The sequence below is a fragment of the Kribbella alba genome (assembly GCF_039529635.1).
GTDB lineage: Bacteria > Actinomycetota > Actinomycetes > Propionibacteriales > Kribbellaceae > Kribbella > Kribbella alba.
On sequence record NZ_BAAANE010000004.1, the window covers coordinates 508,742 to 523,899 of the forward strand.

General features: G+C 65.8%; 20 protein-coding genes, 1 tRNA gene and 2 pseudogenes. 16 read left to right on the forward strand and 7 right to left on the reverse strand.

The annotated features are described in order from the left end of the window. Positions 1–37: 37 nt before the first annotated feature. Positions 38–130 (forward strand): annotated as a pseudogene (locus ABD210_RS32425) (FmdB family zinc ribbon protein); the annotation flags it as partial. 62 nt (positions 131–192) lie between these two features. Here the strand turns inward: ABD210_RS32425 and ABD210_RS32430 are convergent. Further along, positions 193–480, reverse strand: a complete 288-nt coding sequence (locus tag ABD210_RS32430) for a hypothetical protein (protein WP_425552677.1) — start codon at positions 478–480, stop codon at positions 193–195. On the opposite strand from ABD210_RS32430, the gene ABD210_RS09140 reads away from it, so the two are divergent. Then, the gene (locus ABD210_RS09140; RefSeq protein WP_344110539.1) at positions 479–1,111 is read left to right on the forward strand and encodes a CpaB family protein; all 633 of its coding nucleotides are present in this window, start codon (positions 479–481) and stop codon (positions 1,109–1,111) included. The two genes, ABD210_RS32430 and ABD210_RS09140, sit on opposite strands and share 2 nt — an antisense overlap. 140 nt (positions 1,112–1,251) lie before the next feature. Beyond that, positions 1,252–1,626 carry a large conductance mechanosensitive channel protein MscL gene (gene mscL / locus ABD210_RS09145; RefSeq protein ID WP_425552647.1) on the forward strand — a complete coding sequence of 125 codons (375 nt, stop codon included), beginning with the start codon at positions 1,252–1,254 and terminating at the stop codon, positions 1,624–1,626. Positions 1,627–1,665: 39 nt separating this feature from the next. Here mscL and ABD210_RS09150 read toward each other — a convergent pair whose 3' ends face one another. Further along, positions 1,666–2,154: a GNAT family N-acetyltransferase gene (locus ABD210_RS09150; protein ID WP_344110541.1), complete on the reverse strand. Its 489-nt coding sequence runs from the start codon at positions 2,152–2,154 to the stop codon at positions 1,666–1,668. 62 nt (positions 2,155–2,216) lie between these two features. Next, complete coding sequence (locus tag ABD210_RS09155) at positions 2,217–2,360, reverse strand: hypothetical protein (protein ID WP_344110542.1); 144 nt, start codon at positions 2,358–2,360, stop codon at positions 2,217–2,219. Between the two features lie 210 nt (positions 2,361–2,570). Between ABD210_RS09155 and ABD210_RS09160 the strand changes: the two genes are divergently transcribed. The 11 genes from ABD210_RS09160 (at position 2,571) to ABD210_RS09210 (ending at position 11,285) form a co-directional block, all read left to right on the forward strand. Beyond that, entirely contained in the window at positions 2,571–3,185 is a 615-nt protein-coding gene (locus tag ABD210_RS09160; protein ID WP_344110543.1) for a hypothetical protein, read from the forward strand. 217 nt (positions 3,186–3,402) lie between these two features. Continuing rightward, entirely contained in the window at positions 3,403–3,897 is a 495-nt protein-coding gene (locus ABD210_RS09165) for a SigE family RNA polymerase sigma factor (protein ID WP_344110544.1), read from the forward strand. Continuing rightward, entirely contained in the window at positions 3,894–4,502 is a 609-nt protein-coding gene (locus tag ABD210_RS09170) for an META domain-containing protein (protein WP_344110545.1), read from the forward strand. Before ABD210_RS09165 ends, ABD210_RS09170 begins: the two co-directional genes overlap by 4 nt. 218 nt (positions 4,503–4,720) lie before the next feature. Further along, positions 4,721–5,887 carry a chymotrypsin family serine protease gene (locus ABD210_RS09175; protein WP_344110546.1) on the forward strand — a complete coding sequence of 389 codons (1,167 nt, stop codon included), beginning with the start codon at positions 4,721–4,723 and terminating at the stop codon, positions 5,885–5,887. A 92-nt stretch (positions 5,888–5,979) separates the two neighbouring features. Then, positions 5,980–6,055, forward strand: a tRNA-Arg gene (locus tag ABD210_RS09180). Between the two features lie 328 nt (positions 6,056–6,383). Next, positions 6,384–6,512 (forward strand): hypothetical protein, encoded by a 129-nt coding sequence (locus ABD210_RS09185; protein WP_344110547.1) that lies wholly within the window; start codon positions 6,384–6,386, stop codon positions 6,510–6,512. A 365-nt stretch (positions 6,513–6,877) separates the two neighbouring features. After that, complete coding sequence (locus ABD210_RS09190) at positions 6,878–7,015, forward strand: hypothetical protein (protein ID WP_344110548.1); 138 nt, start codon at positions 6,878–6,880, stop codon at positions 7,013–7,015. Between the two features lie 490 nt (positions 7,016–7,505). Next, entirely contained in the window at positions 7,506–7,847 is a 342-nt protein-coding gene (locus ABD210_RS09195) for a hypothetical protein (protein WP_344110549.1), read from the forward strand. Positions 7,848–7,954: 107 nt separating this feature from the next. Next, positions 7,955–8,542 (forward strand): ABC transporter ATP-binding protein, encoded by a 588-nt coding sequence (locus ABD210_RS09200; RefSeq protein ID WP_344112025.1) that lies wholly within the window; start codon positions 7,955–7,957, stop codon positions 8,540–8,542. A gap of 71 nt (positions 8,543–8,613) precedes the next feature. Beyond that, the gene (locus ABD210_RS09205; RefSeq protein ID WP_344110550.1) at positions 8,614–10,875 is read left to right on the forward strand and encodes an ABC transporter permease family protein; all 2,262 of its coding nucleotides are present in this window, start codon (positions 8,614–8,616) and stop codon (positions 10,873–10,875) included. Then, positions 10,872–11,285, forward strand: coding sequence for a hypothetical protein (locus ABD210_RS09210; RefSeq protein WP_344110551.1), 414 nt, complete (start codon positions 10,872–10,874; stop codon positions 11,283–11,285). The genes ABD210_RS09205 and ABD210_RS09210 overlap by 4 nt, the downstream gene beginning before the upstream one ends. A gap of 55 nt (positions 11,286–11,340) precedes the next feature. Here ABD210_RS09210 and ABD210_RS09215 read toward each other — a convergent pair. After that, positions 11,341–11,661: pseudogene (locus ABD210_RS09215) on the reverse strand (integrase core domain-containing protein); the annotation flags it as partial. Between the two features lie 528 nt (positions 11,662–12,189). Here ABD210_RS09215 and ABD210_RS09220 point away from each other — a divergent pair. Further along, positions 12,190–12,753, forward strand: coding sequence for a cysteine dioxygenase (locus tag ABD210_RS09220; protein ID WP_344110552.1), 564 nt, complete (start codon positions 12,190–12,192; stop codon positions 12,751–12,753). Between the two features lie 130 nt (positions 12,754–12,883). Then, positions 12,884–13,174 carry a hypothetical protein gene (locus ABD210_RS09225; protein WP_344110553.1) on the forward strand — a complete coding sequence of 97 codons (291 nt, stop codon included), beginning with the start codon at positions 12,884–12,886 and terminating at the stop codon, positions 13,172–13,174. A gap of 101 nt (positions 13,175–13,275) precedes the next feature. Here the strand turns inward: ABD210_RS09225 and ABD210_RS09230 are convergent, their stop codons facing one another. The 3 genes from ABD210_RS09230 to ABD210_RS09240 all read right to left on the reverse strand — a co-directional run bounded on the left by ABD210_RS09230 (position 13,276) and on the right by ABD210_RS09240 (position 14,907). After that, positions 13,276–13,557: a DUF3040 domain-containing protein gene (locus tag ABD210_RS09230; protein WP_344110554.1), complete on the reverse strand. Its 282-nt coding sequence runs from the start codon at positions 13,555–13,557 to the stop codon at positions 13,276–13,278. Between the two features lie 133 nt (positions 13,558–13,690). After that, on the reverse strand, positions 13,691–14,317 hold the full coding sequence (locus tag ABD210_RS09235) for a response regulator (RefSeq protein WP_344110555.1): 627 nt from the start codon (positions 14,315–14,317) through the stop codon (positions 13,691–13,693). Continuing rightward, complete coding sequence (locus ABD210_RS09240) at positions 14,314–14,907, reverse strand: sensor histidine kinase (protein ID WP_344110556.1); 594 nt, start codon at positions 14,905–14,907, stop codon at positions 14,314–14,316. The genes ABD210_RS09235 and ABD210_RS09240 overlap by 4 nt, the downstream gene beginning before the upstream one ends. Positions 14,908–15,158 lie beyond the last annotated feature (251 nt).

The window sequence follows — 15,158 nt, forward strand, 5'->3', positions numbered from 1 at the left end:
GAGTAGTGTGAGTGCCAGCGGCTTGAAGGGGAATGACGTGCCGACGTACCAGTACCAGTGCACCGAGTGCGGCAACTCGCTCGAGGTCCGTCAGAGCTTCACCGACGACGCCCTGACGGTCTGCCCGAACTGCGAAGGTGCACTGCGCAAGGTCTTCAACGCGGTGGGCGTGGTCTTCAAGGGCTCCGGCTTCTACCGCACCGACAGTCGCTCCGCCGGCACCAGCACGGTGCCCGCCAAGAGCGAGGCTGCTTCTTCGTCTTCTTCCTCCGACTCGTCGTCCTCCTCGGGTGGCTCCTCGTCGGGGAGCTCGTCGTCGGGGAGCTCGTCCTCGGGGAGCTCGTCCTCGGGTGGGTCGTCCTCGGGTGGGTCGTCCTCGTCGGGCGGGTCGTCAAGCAAGAGCAGCGCTGCCTGATCCTTCCGGGGTCCTGTGGACAAACGGGGCCCGGCCGCCGGGGAGACTCGTACTTTCTCTGGCATGAGTCGATCGAATTCCGTGCTGCGCGACCTGCTGAAGGCCGCTCGGTGGCACCGCAGGCTGCTCGCCGGGGTGACCGCCGCGGCTGCCGTGTACTTCGGCCTCGTCGCCCTGTCCCCTGACCCTCCTCCTACAGTTGCCGTCGTCGCGGCCGCTCACGATCTCCCGGGCGGAGCCGTGCCTGGCGCGGGTGATCTGCGGACGGTGCGTTTACCCGCGGACGTTGTTCCCGCCGGCGCGTTGACTCCGGGGGCCGACATGGCCAAACGTGTGCTGGCAGCACCTGTGCGATCAGGCGAGACGCTGACCGACGCTCGATTCCTCTCCCCTGATTCTGTGGCCGCGGGCCTGCTCGCGTATCCCTTGCGGCTCGACGACGCCGACATCGCCGGGCTCCTCCGCGTCGGCGACCGGATAGACCTGTACGCCGCGACGAGCAGCGCGGCTGATTCCGCCGGCCGGGTGGCCGAGGCGGTCGGCGTGATCGCCCTGCCGGGTGGCCGCGCGTCCGCAACCGCGGCTTCGGGTGCTCTGGTGGTCATCGCCGCATCACCCGAGGTGGTCGGCCGGATCGCCCAGTCCGCCACCAACTCCCGCATCACCATCGCCCTGACGGCCGACCGCGGCGGCTGATCCGTGCCGCTGCGGCGCGGTACCTCGCACCTCCCCGCCGTTGGCCCTACGTTTTGCGAGGTAAAGACCGCCGAGGGTCCGTCGGGGCCCCGCATCGTGGAGGCAGACAAGCAATGCTCAAGGGCTTCAGAGAATTCCTGATGCGAGGCAATGTCCTCGACCTCGCCATCGCGGTCGTGATAGGCACCGCGTTCGCGACCGTGGTCAAGACCGTGGTCGACAGCCTCGTCGCACCGCTGATCGCCTCGATCGGCGGAACCAACGTGAACGGCCTGGCCTTCCACATCGTCGACGGCAACGACAAGTCGCTCGTCGACATCGGGGCGATCATCAACGCTCTGATCGTCTTCGTGCTGACCGCGGCCGTCGTCTACTTCGTGCTGGTCGTGCCGATGAAGAAAATCCAGGAGCGCCGCGCGAGGCGAGCCGACACCGCTGAAGACGAGCCCGAGCCGCTCACCACGGATCAGCAACTGCTGGTCGAGATCCGCGACGCTCTGCGGGCTCGCACCTGAGCCCACCGGCTGAACGTTCGACCGGGCGGGGCGTGCGGGCTACGCCTCGCTCTTGGTCGGATACTGCAGCCAGGCGTACTCGATGGGCTGGGGCTCGTTCCACTCGGCCGCGAGCCGCTCGTCGACAGGTTGGAAGCCCACGCGTAGGTAGGTCTTGATCGCTGCTTCGTTCTCCGGGCGGACCCGCAGGAAGACGTCTGCGAGGCCGGCCGCGAGGGCCTGACCCAGCAACGCGCGAACGAAGTCGGTGCCGATCCCCTTGCCCCGCAGCGCCGGCGCGACGATGATCCGGGCGAGCTCGACCTCGTCCTCCTCATCGTCGAGCCACAGTTCCCCGTAGCCGACCGGGTCCACCCCGTCGAAGAACAAGTACGGCTGGATGTCTTCGGCGACCTTCCGCCAACTGTCGACCAGCTCCGGCGGGAACGGGAAGTCCTCGCGCCCGGACAGCAGCGCGACCTCCTGCGCCGAACCAGCCCAGCTCGCCACCAGAGCGGTGTACGAGCCCTCGAACGGCCGCAACTCCACAGCAACTCCCCCTCGAACGGAACTCAGCCGACCACAACACCACTACCGCAAGAGGTCGGCGGTCATCCGTGGTGCGGCGGAACCTCGCGGAGGATGCGCTCGTCGTCGTCATCCGTGGCCGAATCGTGCTCGCCCCAACTGCGCGGGTCGTCGTCACGCGTCTGGTCAGGCAGCAGCGGCTCGTCGTCTTCGTACGGGCTCGTCATACCGCCCAGATTACGTGAGCGCCCAGCTCGTACCCTCCGGATGCTTCGCAATCGGCGGCCGAACAGCCCGCAGACGTTACAAATCGGGCACTTTTGCCGCTCGATCCGACCCGTGACCAGATAGACGCCCTGCCGTGACAGTTCTTACACGACCAGTGGGACCTCGGTCGACCATGATGGACCTCCTTGCCAACCCGGAAGGACCGAGTCGTGAGTGCATCAAGGACACGGGGCCTCATCGGAGCGTCGATCGTCGTGGCTGTCCTCGGAATCACCGCCGCCTGCGGTAACGAGGACGCTGCTTCCCCCGCCGCCCAGCCCACTGAAACGCCCGCCAGCCCCAGCGCACCGACCCTGCCGACCGCCACGCCGCCCGACCCCAGCGGTACGCCGAGCATGGACTGCCCCGAGACGATCGCCTCCGTCCGAGCCGCCGTAGACAAGGTGACCTGGGGCAAGGGCACGGCCAAGTCCGCCTTCAATCCGGTCAGCGTGACGATCTGCCAGTACGACGCGATGGCGACCGGCCAGTCCTATGCCACCGTCAAGACCACGCGGATGGCCAAGCAGGCGACCGACCTGTTCGCGCTGGTGAACAGCGCGCAGCCCGTAGCCAAGAAGCCGAACATCTGCACCAAAGAGCTCGGGCCCACGTACGTCCTGCGATTCACCGACAACGATCGCGGCGTGCTCTCGTACACAGCCGAGGCCTACGGCTGCCGCCGCCTGGTGGCGACCTCGCTGGAAGGGCAGGGCAAGCCCGGCGAGCTCGCGTCGCCTCGGCAGGTCTCGCCCGAACTGGTGAAGTCGCTCGGCTTGCGCTGACCCTGCCCGGACGCGCCCCCCGAAGCCGTCCGGGCCGGGGTCACCCGCTAGGTGTCGCGCTACTGCTGGGCAGCCGGACGGATCCCACCGGGCGGAACCAGATGCGGCAGTTCCTGCTGGGGTGAGATGCAACTGTGCGTCAACCTTTGCAGCACCCTGGGTGGCTCACTGCGTCTAATAGGTGTGAGGTGTTGTACGCCCAAGCTGGGAGCTGCGAGTGGAGTTCGAGGAGTACGCGTCCGCGCGCGGCCAGGAACTGGTGCGCCTCGGTTTCACCGTCTCGGGCGACTACCAGCGGGCGGAGGATTTGGCCCAGATCGCGCTCATGCAGGCGTTCCGGGCCTGGCGCAAGGTCCAGAAGGCGGACGACCCGCATACGTACGTGCGCCGGATCCTGATCAATTCCTATCTGTCGATGACGCGCCGGCGGTCCTTCACCGAAGCTCCGGCGGCCGAGATCGACTCCGAGCACACGGTGCCCGATCCCGCCACCGACATCGTGAACTCCGACGACCTCTGGCGAGCCCTCGCCACGTTGTCGGCCCGGGAGAGGGTCGTGCTGGTCCTGCGCTACTACCAGGACATGGACGACCGGACGATCGCCGACCTGCTCGGCATCAAACCGTCTTCCGTGCGCGCGACCGCCAGCCGGGCGCTCGCCGCCCTCCGGAAGACGAGGCAGTCCCACCGTGTTGATGAGAGGTTGCCGTGAGCAAGACAGAACTTGAGGAAGACCTGCGCGCAACGTTCGAACGTGCCGCTGCTTCCGTCCCCTTGGCCCCTGACCTAGCCGGCCGGGCGACCACTGGTGCCAAGGAGGCCCAACGCCGCACCTGGGTTGCCTCGGGCGGTGCCGCCGTTGCGGTCGCCGTGATCGCAGCCATCGGCTTCAGCTTGCACAGCGGCGGTCAATCATCGTCGCCTGAGCCGGCCGCCGGCACCCCAGCGCCCGCGACCAAGTCCGCTGGTGCGACGCCGGTCACCACGATGCAGGCGTTGTCGGGCACCTGGCGACCGGTGAAGTTGAGCGGGTTCACCACGCTCAAGGCGGCTCGACCCGAGGATCCGACGCTGACGTTCAGCCCCGACGGGACCTGGACCGGCTCCGACGGCTGCAACGGGATCAGCGGGACCTTCTCGATCGGCCAGCGCGGCGAATTCGCCAGTCATGCGAACGGCCAGCGACTGATCGAGTGCAGCAACGTGCCGCACACCCTCGTTCTCGCCTCTGCCAAGCGCATCAGCAGCGATCAGTCGACGCTGCGGTTCTACGGCGGCGACGGGCGTGAAGTTGCGAGCTACGCTCGCGCACGGTAGTCAAATTTGCTTGCGGACGGTGATCGGCTATTGACTATGCGGAGTCCTTGACCGGACGATTCATGGAGGCCGTCCACCGATTGGGGAGCTTAGTGCGACTCACAGCTACCGTCCCGCTGCTCGCATTCTCCTCCCTCTCACTGGTCGTCGCATCTGCTTCAGCGCTGCCCACCTCCGCCTCGGTGACGTCACCGACCAACTGCTCGCACGCTGGTCCGATGACTACTTCGACCGACGCCCAGCGGTTGTCGCAGCCGACCAGCACGACGGATCCCCGCCCGCTCGGCCAGGCTATCGGCGAAGGTGTCTCCGCCGCGGTGCGATCGGTCGAGCCGCTGACTGTGACAGGTCGCCCGACCTCTGGCCTGCCGTATGGCCTCAGCCAGGGCATCGTCGGCGTACTGGGCTCTTCAGAGACCGGCTACAAGGTCGTGCTCGACAACTCGGTGATGGACGAGAAGAAGTACCAGGCTGCTGTCTCGCGTCATGTCCCGTCGGCCGGGATGAAGATGCTCACGGTGGAACGCAGCTGTCGCTCGGCCAAGTCCATCGCCGCCGCCTGGAACAAGATCGGCGCACGGTCGTGGTCGGCTGACGCTTCGAAGACGACCTTCACCGCCGACCTCGACCCGGCTTCGGAGAAGGTGACCGTCGAATACGACAAGGCGACCACGTCGCCTGCTTCGATCGCCGGCCTGCAAGCTGTGGACGGTGTCGCGGTGGTTGCCGGAAGCCCCCAACGCACCACCCGCCTGAACGACACCCCGAAGGGCGGCCACTGGGGCGGCGCGCGGATCACCTCCACCACGAAGAGCTGCTCAGCCGGATTCTCGGTCGTCATCCGCGCCACCAACACCCGCGGCTCGGTCACCGCCGGCCACTGCGGTGGCGTCGGCACCGTGTGGCGTTCCGGCGCCAATTACTACGGCACCACTACGGTCCGGAAGGACTACCCGGACTACGACCAGTCCCTTATGGCCGGCAGTTCCTACGGCCCGAAGATCTGGACCGATGGCCCCGGTGACTCGGCCAACGTTCGCACGGTCACCGGCGGCGGCGACCCCGCAGTCGGCACCTCGATCTGCCAGTCGGGCTCCTTCAGCACCTCCCTGTGCGGCATCACCGTCCGCTCCACGTCCGCGAAGTACTGCGACGTCGACGGCTGCACCACCTACGTGATCCGAGCCACCCGGGGCGGCGCGATCGCCATCGTCAGCGGCGACTCCGGTGGCCCCATCTACACCCGCCCCACTTCCACCACCGCCACCATCCGCGGCATCGCCTTCGCCGGCTCGGGCTGCTCCGCCTCCCGCTGCACCACCTTGTACGCCGAACGCTACGACTCCATAGCCGGCCACCTGGGCGTCCGAGCCCTAACCGGCTGACCCGACGCCCAACTGCCTGATCTCCTTCGAGTTTCCCCTCGGCCTTCCGCTAGGCTGTCCCAGGCTCGTCATCCGAGCCGACCATCACGTGCGCCCCCGTAGCTCAGGGGATAGAGCGTCGGTTTCCTAAACCGTGCGTCGCAGGTTCGAATCCTGCCGGGGGCACCATATAGCCAACTTGCGAACTTCGACCGCCAGAAAGGCGGCCGAGGCTCTTTTGTCAGCACCCGTTGTCGGGCGGATCCCAGCCGGTGCAGCCAGGCGGTGGATGGTGGCGAAGGGCTCCCGCAGCTCTGCCCGCGTCACGCGGGCCGGCTTGTCGTCCTGCACATCGATCTGGAGCTTCTCGAACATGAACTGGTTGGACAGACGTCTGACTTCGGGGCCACCGAGCCGGTAAACCCTCCTCGCATCGGCCGAGGAGATCCAGGCACCGGTCGAGCGTCCCTTTGATCTCGGCGTAAACGATCTGTGAGGTAGCCAAGATGCGTTCGGCTTGCGCCAGCTCCTTGGTGATCCGTTCCTGCTCGTCCTTCTGACTCCCGCCCAGTGGCTGTTTGCGGCCGCCACCTTGATGTATGTCGGCACAATCCGCGACATCGTGGCGGAGGTGCGTGGCCAGTGAAGGCCCTTGCGGAAGCTCCTTTACCAACTGACCGCTGTGTGCGGGTCTGGTTCGGTGAGCACATCATCGCCGAATACACGGCTGAGCCAGAGACCGCGATGCGGTACCAGGCCGCCATGACTCGGCACTTTGCCAGTCTGCGCGTGACCATCGAGCCGGTGGCGGTGGCAGTTGAGCAGCCGATTACACGAGGCCTCTCCTGCTGGGCTACATCCTTGAGCACTTACTCATGACGGATGGCGAGCTAGCCGACACCAAGGTCCAGCTAGAGCAATTCGCCGCTGTTGAGGGGCTACGCCACGGGCACGATTTACGTCGAGGACAACGCCACCAGCCCAGCCGCCTTTGAAGCGCTCATTGACGCCGTGAACCGATACGAGGTGACGACAGTCGTCATTCCCAGCCGCCTCCACTTCGCGGCCCTGGCTGTCACCCATGACGTCAAGGACACCTTCGAGCGCACAACCGGCGCACGGGTCATCATCGCCAATCCCTCACCCTAAAACTGGCGGGACCGGTGGGGAGTCGTCTTCAGCCCGTCCGTGCGATGGATCGCCGCACACCTCGCCGGTCTCGTCACCCATGCCTCCCTGTCTGAGCTAGCCCCGAGTCCCTTGGCTCCCTCCCGGCTCAGACAGGGACCCAAAGGTCGGCTGGCGCGGTCCATGCGAGTGAGGCTGCCCGCGCCAGCCGCTCCACCTATTCGGCACGGCATGGACGGATGCCGCCGAAGTGGGCCTCGCCGTTCCCCGCCGCTACAGCCCCACGAGGAACGGCGTTGGCCAGCCAGACCCCCTCGAGAGAGGAGGTTTGGACAGATCCGGTCGGCCCGCTCGATTGGGTCGCCTCTAGCGGAAGGGCACCGGTTGTAGCCGGATGGTTGCAGGTTGTTGCAACAGAATCAGTCCAAACTGGCTGTGTCGTGTCGTACGCAGACAGCTACGATGACCTCTCCCCTGCCGCAGTATCAAACCACTAGGTAAGGGGGAACACGTGAGGCAAACCAACAAACGAGCCGCCTGCGTCACCGCAGTCGTAACCATCCTCGGGAGCCTCGCGCTCTCGGTGCCCGCCGCTCAGGCGGTGGGCGGGGATTGCAGTTCGTATCGGGAAAAGAAGGCCCAGACAGCCCGCCCGGACGCCTATCGGGTCCGTGCAATCTGTCGGTCGCTCGACGCCGAGAGCAAGGCACGCGGTGTCCTGGTCGTCGACAACGGCAACCCGGACTACCACACCGCCTGGTTCACGGGGCTCAACACGAACTACTACAGCGACTGGCACACCGTGTTCTCCTATGACTTCGGCGGAACCAAGATCGAGTTCAACCACGTCTAGCCGTTAAGACCGCGGTTTCGACTCTCCACTGACCTCGCTGATCCCCAAGGAATCCTCAAATGCTGGAATGTACCGACCTGACCGTCACATATGGAAAGGGCCGCACGATGTCGCGGCCTCTTCAAGACGTGTCTTTGACTGTTGGGCAGGAGCCAACAGCGCTCGTAGGCCCTTCGGGTAGTGGAAAGTCAACGCTGATACGTGTGGTTGCAGGACTCCAGGCTCCGGATCAGGGAACCGTTTCGATCAATGGCAGCGCTGTGAAGCACCGCCAGTCGGGCGGTGTCCTTGATCCGCGAGTGTCGGTGGTCTACCAGGACTACCGCTTGGTTGGATTCCTGACCGTGGCCGAAAACTTGCAGTTAGCCGCCGAACTACGCGATGCAGCGGCCGATGACGCGACGATCAAGACCCTGTTGAGCAAGGTGGATCTGGAGGGGTTCGAGAGCCGCCATCCCGAAACATTGTCCGGCGGTGAGCAACAGCGGGTCAGTATCGCGCGCGCGTTGATCACCCAGCCTCAGGTCTTGCTCGCTGACGAGCCGACCGGTGCTCTGGACTCGGCCAACAGCGCCCGCATCGCGCAGTTGCTGCTAATGCTTGCCAAGGAAGACAACGTCAGTGTGCTGGTCGCGACCCACGATGAGGCGGTTGCTGACCAGACGCCGCAGCGCTACGAGCTGGTGCGGCGGTGAGCACTAAGCCGTTGAGTGCTAGCCGACTCACTCGCCGGCTCCTGACTCGTCGGCGCGGGTACGCTTCCGCGTTGATAGCGGCCGTTATGCTGTGCGTCGGCGTGCTGTCCGCAATTACGGTCATCTCCGCGAGTTTCAAGGCAGCTGTGCAAGGCAGCATTGTCGGTGCCTACGCCAACCAGCCGTACGTCGTCCAGGTACTCGACGGCTCGGCTGAGCCGACGCTCGCCCGGAGCGGTAGCTTTCAACCGATCTGGCAAAAGACGGGCACGGCTGGCCGCGGTGACCGAGAGGTGCCGGTTGAGCTGCGCTACACCCCGCCCGGCAATCGGGTCCCGGCGGTGGTCAAGACCGGCCGTGCGCCTCAGGTCGCCGGCGAAATGCTGATCTCCGAACGAGCCGCTCAGTTGCTGCGAGTCGACGTCGGTGATGAGGTAACGGCCTATCGCCCAACACCCACTGTTCTAAAGGTCACCGGCATTAGCCGAGACGCCGCGCAGCGAGACACGGCGGCCCTGACGTTCCTGGCCACACCGGAACAGGACAGCCCGGCAACGATTTGGGTCGGCACGGCTGACCCGTTCGAGAACGCACAGCTGCGAGCCGGAATCGAGAAGCGCCAGTTGTCAGCCCGGACGATCAGGCTAGTTGCGTCCGAGGAAGCGGCCGGAGCTGCCACCGTCGTCCTGCGGCCGATCCGGTACGCCGTGCAGTCGCTGGCGGTGCTGAGTGTTGTGCTGCTAGCCAGTCTGATGTTGCTACTGACTCGAGCACTCCGGCGCGATCTCGACGGGCTGCGGGCCGTTGGGATGGCAGGCAGGTCGATCAACTTACTCACGGCGCGGGCAGCGGTTGTTTGCAGCCTGGGCGGGGCAGCGATTGGTGTAGCTCTGTCGGTCGGTGGTCTGTGGCTGGGTAGGGATTTTGTCTCTAGGCAGTTGAATCAGGATTGGGGCGGGGTTTCGCTCCAGCTGCGCGCCACGCTTCAGCTCGCCCTTCTTGTCCCGGCCGCCGCGATACTGCTCACCGCGCTTGTGGCGGTGATCTCTAGATATGGGCGGAGATTCTCCGCGCTGCCGCACCGATTGGCGGCGATTGCGGCGCTGGGAGCGACGGCCTCGAGCATCCTGGTAATCGTGGTTGGCGGCCCGTTCCAGGCCGCGCCCTTCTACTTGCTGACGGTCTGCCTGGTAGTGACGGGCGTTGCTTGGCGTCTTTCAGCGGTTGGGGTAGGTCACGGGACGTCGGTAGTAACACGGACACTGGCCCGATCGCTGACGCCACTGGCGATGCTCGCTGCCGCTCTGGTATTCGCGACCACGTGGTACTCAGCCTGGAACCTACATACCTCGCTGGCGTCAGAGGCTCTGTGGCGGCCCGCCCAGCCCGCCGGATCGCTGCTCGTCAACGGCGTCGGTGCACAAGGTCGCCAAGCCATCATCGAGGCGTATCAACAGCTCGGAGGCAAGCGCTTTAGCCGCTACCAGCTTGCCGACGAGCAGACCTCAACCCTGCGGGTGACATCCCCATCAACAGTCACGTGTCTGAGCAAGGCTGCAACCAAGAACATCTTGGACGTACCGAGCTTTTGCTACTCACCCGACCAGCGATCGCCCCTCAATATCATTGCGCTGTCCAGTGAGGCCGCGACAGGCGCTTTCCAAGTCGACACCGAGCTGATCAGCAACAATCAGGTGGGCTTGCTCGACATCGGAGTGCCGAGTGGCACCATCACCTACGCCGGTACGACCCCCGCTACTCCAAGCTCTGAGCTTGGTGGGTATATGCCGGGAGCCGTCTTGTCGCCGGCCAGCCCGATCGCCGTCAAGCATCACTTGCGGCCGACCGGCTACGAGTTTCTGGTGCTGCTCGACATGTCGAATCTGACACCCGACAATCAGGCCCAGCTGCGCAGTACCATCCGCCGGTCCGCGGGCGCGGCGCAAGTCGCCGAAGACACCGGTTTCGTTGACGAAACCGGCCAACGGCAACTGAGCAGCATGGCCGCACTGATTGGCTTTGGAGTCGCCGCCTTGTTCATCGGCGGTCTCGGTGTCGCCTTCGTCGGTTCCCATGCCAGCATCCGACGCCTCCTGCGGGACCTGGGACTGACCAAGCGCCGCAGGTTCTACCTGGCCACCCGCTTCAGTGCACCGGTCCTGCTCGCCGTGGTCGTCGGTACAGGGCTCGGTCTGCTGGCTGCCTGGATGTCGGGAGCACACGACGGCAGCGGCTTCGGATGGGCGTGGATGCTGCCGGGCGTAGGCGGCCTACTGGCCTACGGAAGCCTGATCGCCAATTACAGCCGGACCCCAAATAGAAACGAGGCATGATGCCGACCACCTTTGACGCTTTCTATGAATCACTACAAGGCAGCCTTGGCGAGGATCTGAGCAAGCTGGAGATCGACGTGGATCGCCAGGAGCTGCGCTTAGTAGCTCCGGATGCCAACCATATTGCCGTGACGATCGCGGCAGCGGCCGAGAACAATCTCACGATCAAGATCGGCGACGCGGTCGAGTTCACGACGCCACCGAATGACCCCGAGGGGCAAGACGAAGCAGCAACAGCCCTCAAGGCCGCTCTCGCTGGAGACATCCGGGAGGAGACCTGGCGCCGGGACGGCGCACTTCTCGCCACGCGGCTGATATGCCCGGGCGCGCAGTGGACCGAAGCCAAGGAAGCCACGGTTATGACGGACGACAGCAGCGAAAGGAGCGTGTTGACCTACCAGCCCTACTAGCTAGCACTCAGCCGATCTCCCAAACACTGAATCGTCCCGGGTTTGATGCACTCGGTTATGTGTGAACGACCGGTCGGTCGTCGCGGGTTGATGCATAGCAGTCGGCTTCGTGTTCGGCGGGTGGTCGTCGGCCGAGGCGGGGCATGAGCCGGTCGGTGTTGTACCAGTGCACCCAGGCCGAGATGGCCTGTTCGACGTCACCGAGCCGGGCCAGTGGACCGGTGCGGAATGGTGAGTTCTCCCGGGTGCATTCGGTCTTGTAGAGCCCGATGGTGGTCTCGGCGAGCGCGTTGTCGTAGGCGTCACCGACCGACCCGATCGAGGGGGTCATCCCGGCCAGGTGCAGCGACTCGCCGAACCGGAGCGAGGTGTATTGCTTAGGTTCAAGGAGTCGTTCGTATGATCCACCGCGGTTCGGCGCCGCGGCGACCATGGCGGCGGGGGCCGCGCTGGCCCGTGACTCGCAGGACGCCTCTCCAGTTGCCTTCTACCCGACGGAGCCATGCGCGCGGCGCCAGACACAGCCCCGGACTGTGCCGTGCTCGGCGCCGGCGCATCGGAAACTGCCGTGGCGTCGCTCGGTACATCGGAACCCGCACAGCGATGCCGACCTGCAGACTATCCGCGACGGATCAGTTGTTCCTCGGATTCGCAGGCGCGCGTGTGGCGGCGATAGTCGAGACGTCCAACGCCAAGACTGGAGGAACTGAGATGGACTCTCCGGCTCGTCGACGCGGCCCGTGCCGAGTTGACCTGGCACCTTCCCCGTCGCCCGAGTCACGGGTGACGACGTCCGCCTCTACGACGGCGCCCACCACCAGCGGGGCCGGCTCGCCGCAGCAGCGTTGAGCCTTCTGATCTACCCGCACGGCTCGAACCTGTGCCGACTCCGAGAGGGAGTGCAGTGACTGCTCAGCCCGTTCCCGACATGCCCGTCGTTCCCGCGCGCCAGGCCGGCCGGCTCGTGGAGCTCAACGGCTCTCTGTCGCTGGAGACCCTTCCCGGCCGGGACCTGGACCCGAGCGAACTGGCCGAGCTCGCGGCGTCGATCGCAGCGCAGCCGCGCCTATGGGAGGACTACGTCGCCTACAGCGACGAGGAACGCGTCTTCGCCTCGTTGCACCGCGACGCCAACGTCGACGTCTGGCTGATCTGCTGGACCCCGGTGAACGACACCGGTTGGCACGACCACGACGTCTCCTCCGGCGCGGTGGCGGTTGCCCGCGGCAAGCTGGTCGAGCACAACCTGGCGATCGGGGTCGACTCGATCGAGACCGAGGTGACTGCGGGTGACGTGTACGGCTTCGGCCCGGACCATATCCACCGCCTGACCGGCTTGGGCAAGGGCAGTGTCAGCGTGCACGCGTACAGCCCGCCGTTGTGGCGGATGGGCCAGTACTCCTTCAATGACGGCGTACTGCGCCGCGTCTCCGTCTCGTACGCCGACGAGCTCCGCCCGCTCGACTGATGTCGACCACCGGGCCAGACGACAATGAGCAGTGGTCTCCAGACGAGTGGGAGGCCGAGATGGTCGACCGAACCGCGGAGGGCTTGGGTCCTGCAGGCGTACGCTGGCCACTGACCACTGAGGAGCTGCGATGACGTCGAACCCAGGACCTGAGCACCTCACCAGCCACCACCGTGACACCCTTCGCAAGATTTTCCAGCACCCCGCGAGCCACAACATCGAGTGGCACGATGTGGTGTCGTTGCTGAAGGCCGTGGGTACCGTGGCGCGCCACCACGACGGCAAGGTCGAGGTCACGGTCGGCTCTGAGACGGGGTTCTTCGACATTCCCGCACACAAGGACGCGGAGATCGAGGCGGTGGTCGGGCTGCGCCGCCTGCTGGCGGCCGCCGGCTACTCAGAAAGCGGAGGGCCGAGCTGATTCTGGCAGGCGGCCTTGGCAGTAGGTTGCCTCGGCGACGAACCGGCCAAGCGGAAGCCGCTTGCGCGGTCTTGCCGATCTGGTGATGCGATGCTGGCGGATCATGTCGACCTCCTTGATAGCTGTGCTCGACATCGCCATAGACCGAATGCGATAGCGATGCCGCCCGTGACAGACAGCACGATGACTGCCGTCCCGGCATCGCCGAGAACCCGGGCGACCGCAGTGATCGCCGACACGACCAGGATTGCGAGTATTGCCCCGACGTGGCGCCTGCGCCGTGTGAGCGACCACTTGTCGAAATGTCGCACGAAGGCCGGGTCGTCGCGGCGCAGCACCATTTCGATCTCAGCCAGTTGGCGCTGCTCGGCGTCGCCGATCAATGGAACACCTCCCCTGACGTGGCTGGGTCTCAAAGTTGGCAGCACGCCGGTCGCGTCGCGTTGAGTTTGGTCATGCTGCGCTCGGGCGACGTGGACTCGCCGGCGGTCGCGAACTTGCCGGCGGTCGCGAACATCACGACGCACCGATCAGGCCGTGTGCGAGTGCGAACAGGACTAGCTCGGCGCGGGTGTCGAGCCTGAGCTTCTGCATGATGTGTGCGCGGTGCGTATCGACCGTTCGCCGCGAGATGTAGAGCTTCTTGCTGATGTCCTGGTTCGTGTATCCGAGCGCGAGCAGATGGAGAACGTCGCGCTCACGATCGCTGATCGGTTCGAGCGCCGGGTGCCCATCCGCGACGACGAGTTGCGCTCCCAGATCGGGATCGACGTAGCGTTCGCCGGCCGCGACCTGGCGGATCGCCTCGATCAACTCGGTGTCTGACGCCCGCTTGGGCACATAACCGCGCGCACCGGCGGTGATCGCCTGCCGTACCGACGTTGGTTGGGTGAGCGACGAGACGACCAAGACCTTCGTCGGCGGGGCCACTCTCAGCAGGTCCGGAATGATGTCGTGGCCATTCCTCCGTGGCAGGACCAGATCGAGCAAGACCAAGTCGGGCTGCAATGCATGTGTCTTGATCACCGCCTGCTCGGCGGTTCCGGCTTCGCCGATCGGCGCGATCCCGTCTTCGTGCTCGAGCCGCACGCGCAGCGACGAACGGAAGAGTTCGTGGTCGTCGACAAGGAGGACGCGGATCATCGGTCGGCCCCGTTGAGGACAAGTACGGCGCGCGTTCCACCGCCGGCCCGCGGCTCGAGCTCCAACACGCCTCCGAACCGGGCGACCAGGCGACGGTTCAAGGCAAGGCCCAGCTGGGCACCGGTGGCGTAGCGATCGGTCGAGCCGAGCCCGGCGCCGTCGTCATCGACTACGAGCACGCGCCGATCCCCGCGAGCAACCGCCGAGACAAAGATGCGCCCCGCCCCCGCCGCGATGGCGTTCGTCAGCAGATTCCGGAGCACGATACGGAGGGCAGCCGGCGGGATCGGGAACTCGTCGGTCACTGTCGTGATGACCTCAGCGCGAATGTCTCCAAGGTCGGCGATGGCCTGTTGCACGCAGTCAGCTCCCTGTGCTGCGCCGCCATCAGCTCGATCGGCGCGCGTTGCCGCGAGGATCGAGTCGACGATCTCGAAGGCCCGCGTCAGGACCTCGCGCGGTTCGTCGCTCCTCAGGACGGACAGGAGCGACGACTTCACGTCGTGCGCAACTAGTGCCGCAAAATCCTCGAGCGCCTCGTTCTTTCGAGCAAGCCGGGCGGCGTGCTCCGCAAGCTGCTCCGCGGTCAAGCGGTGATGCAGACCCTGCCGTCCGGAGTACGCAACGTGACGGCCCTCGCCCCGGTCCGTGTAGTTGTGCTCCGTGCCGTCTTTCGCAGTTATCGTGCTCATGGACATGGTTCCGCCAAATCATTCTTGGAGCGCGCCGTGCGGTGCGCTGATGTGATTACCCTCACGTCGATCGGCACGGCTCGTCCCCGGGGCAGACCCGGGGCAGACCCGGGGTCGACTCCCCTGGTTGAGCCCGGGGACGTGCTCCG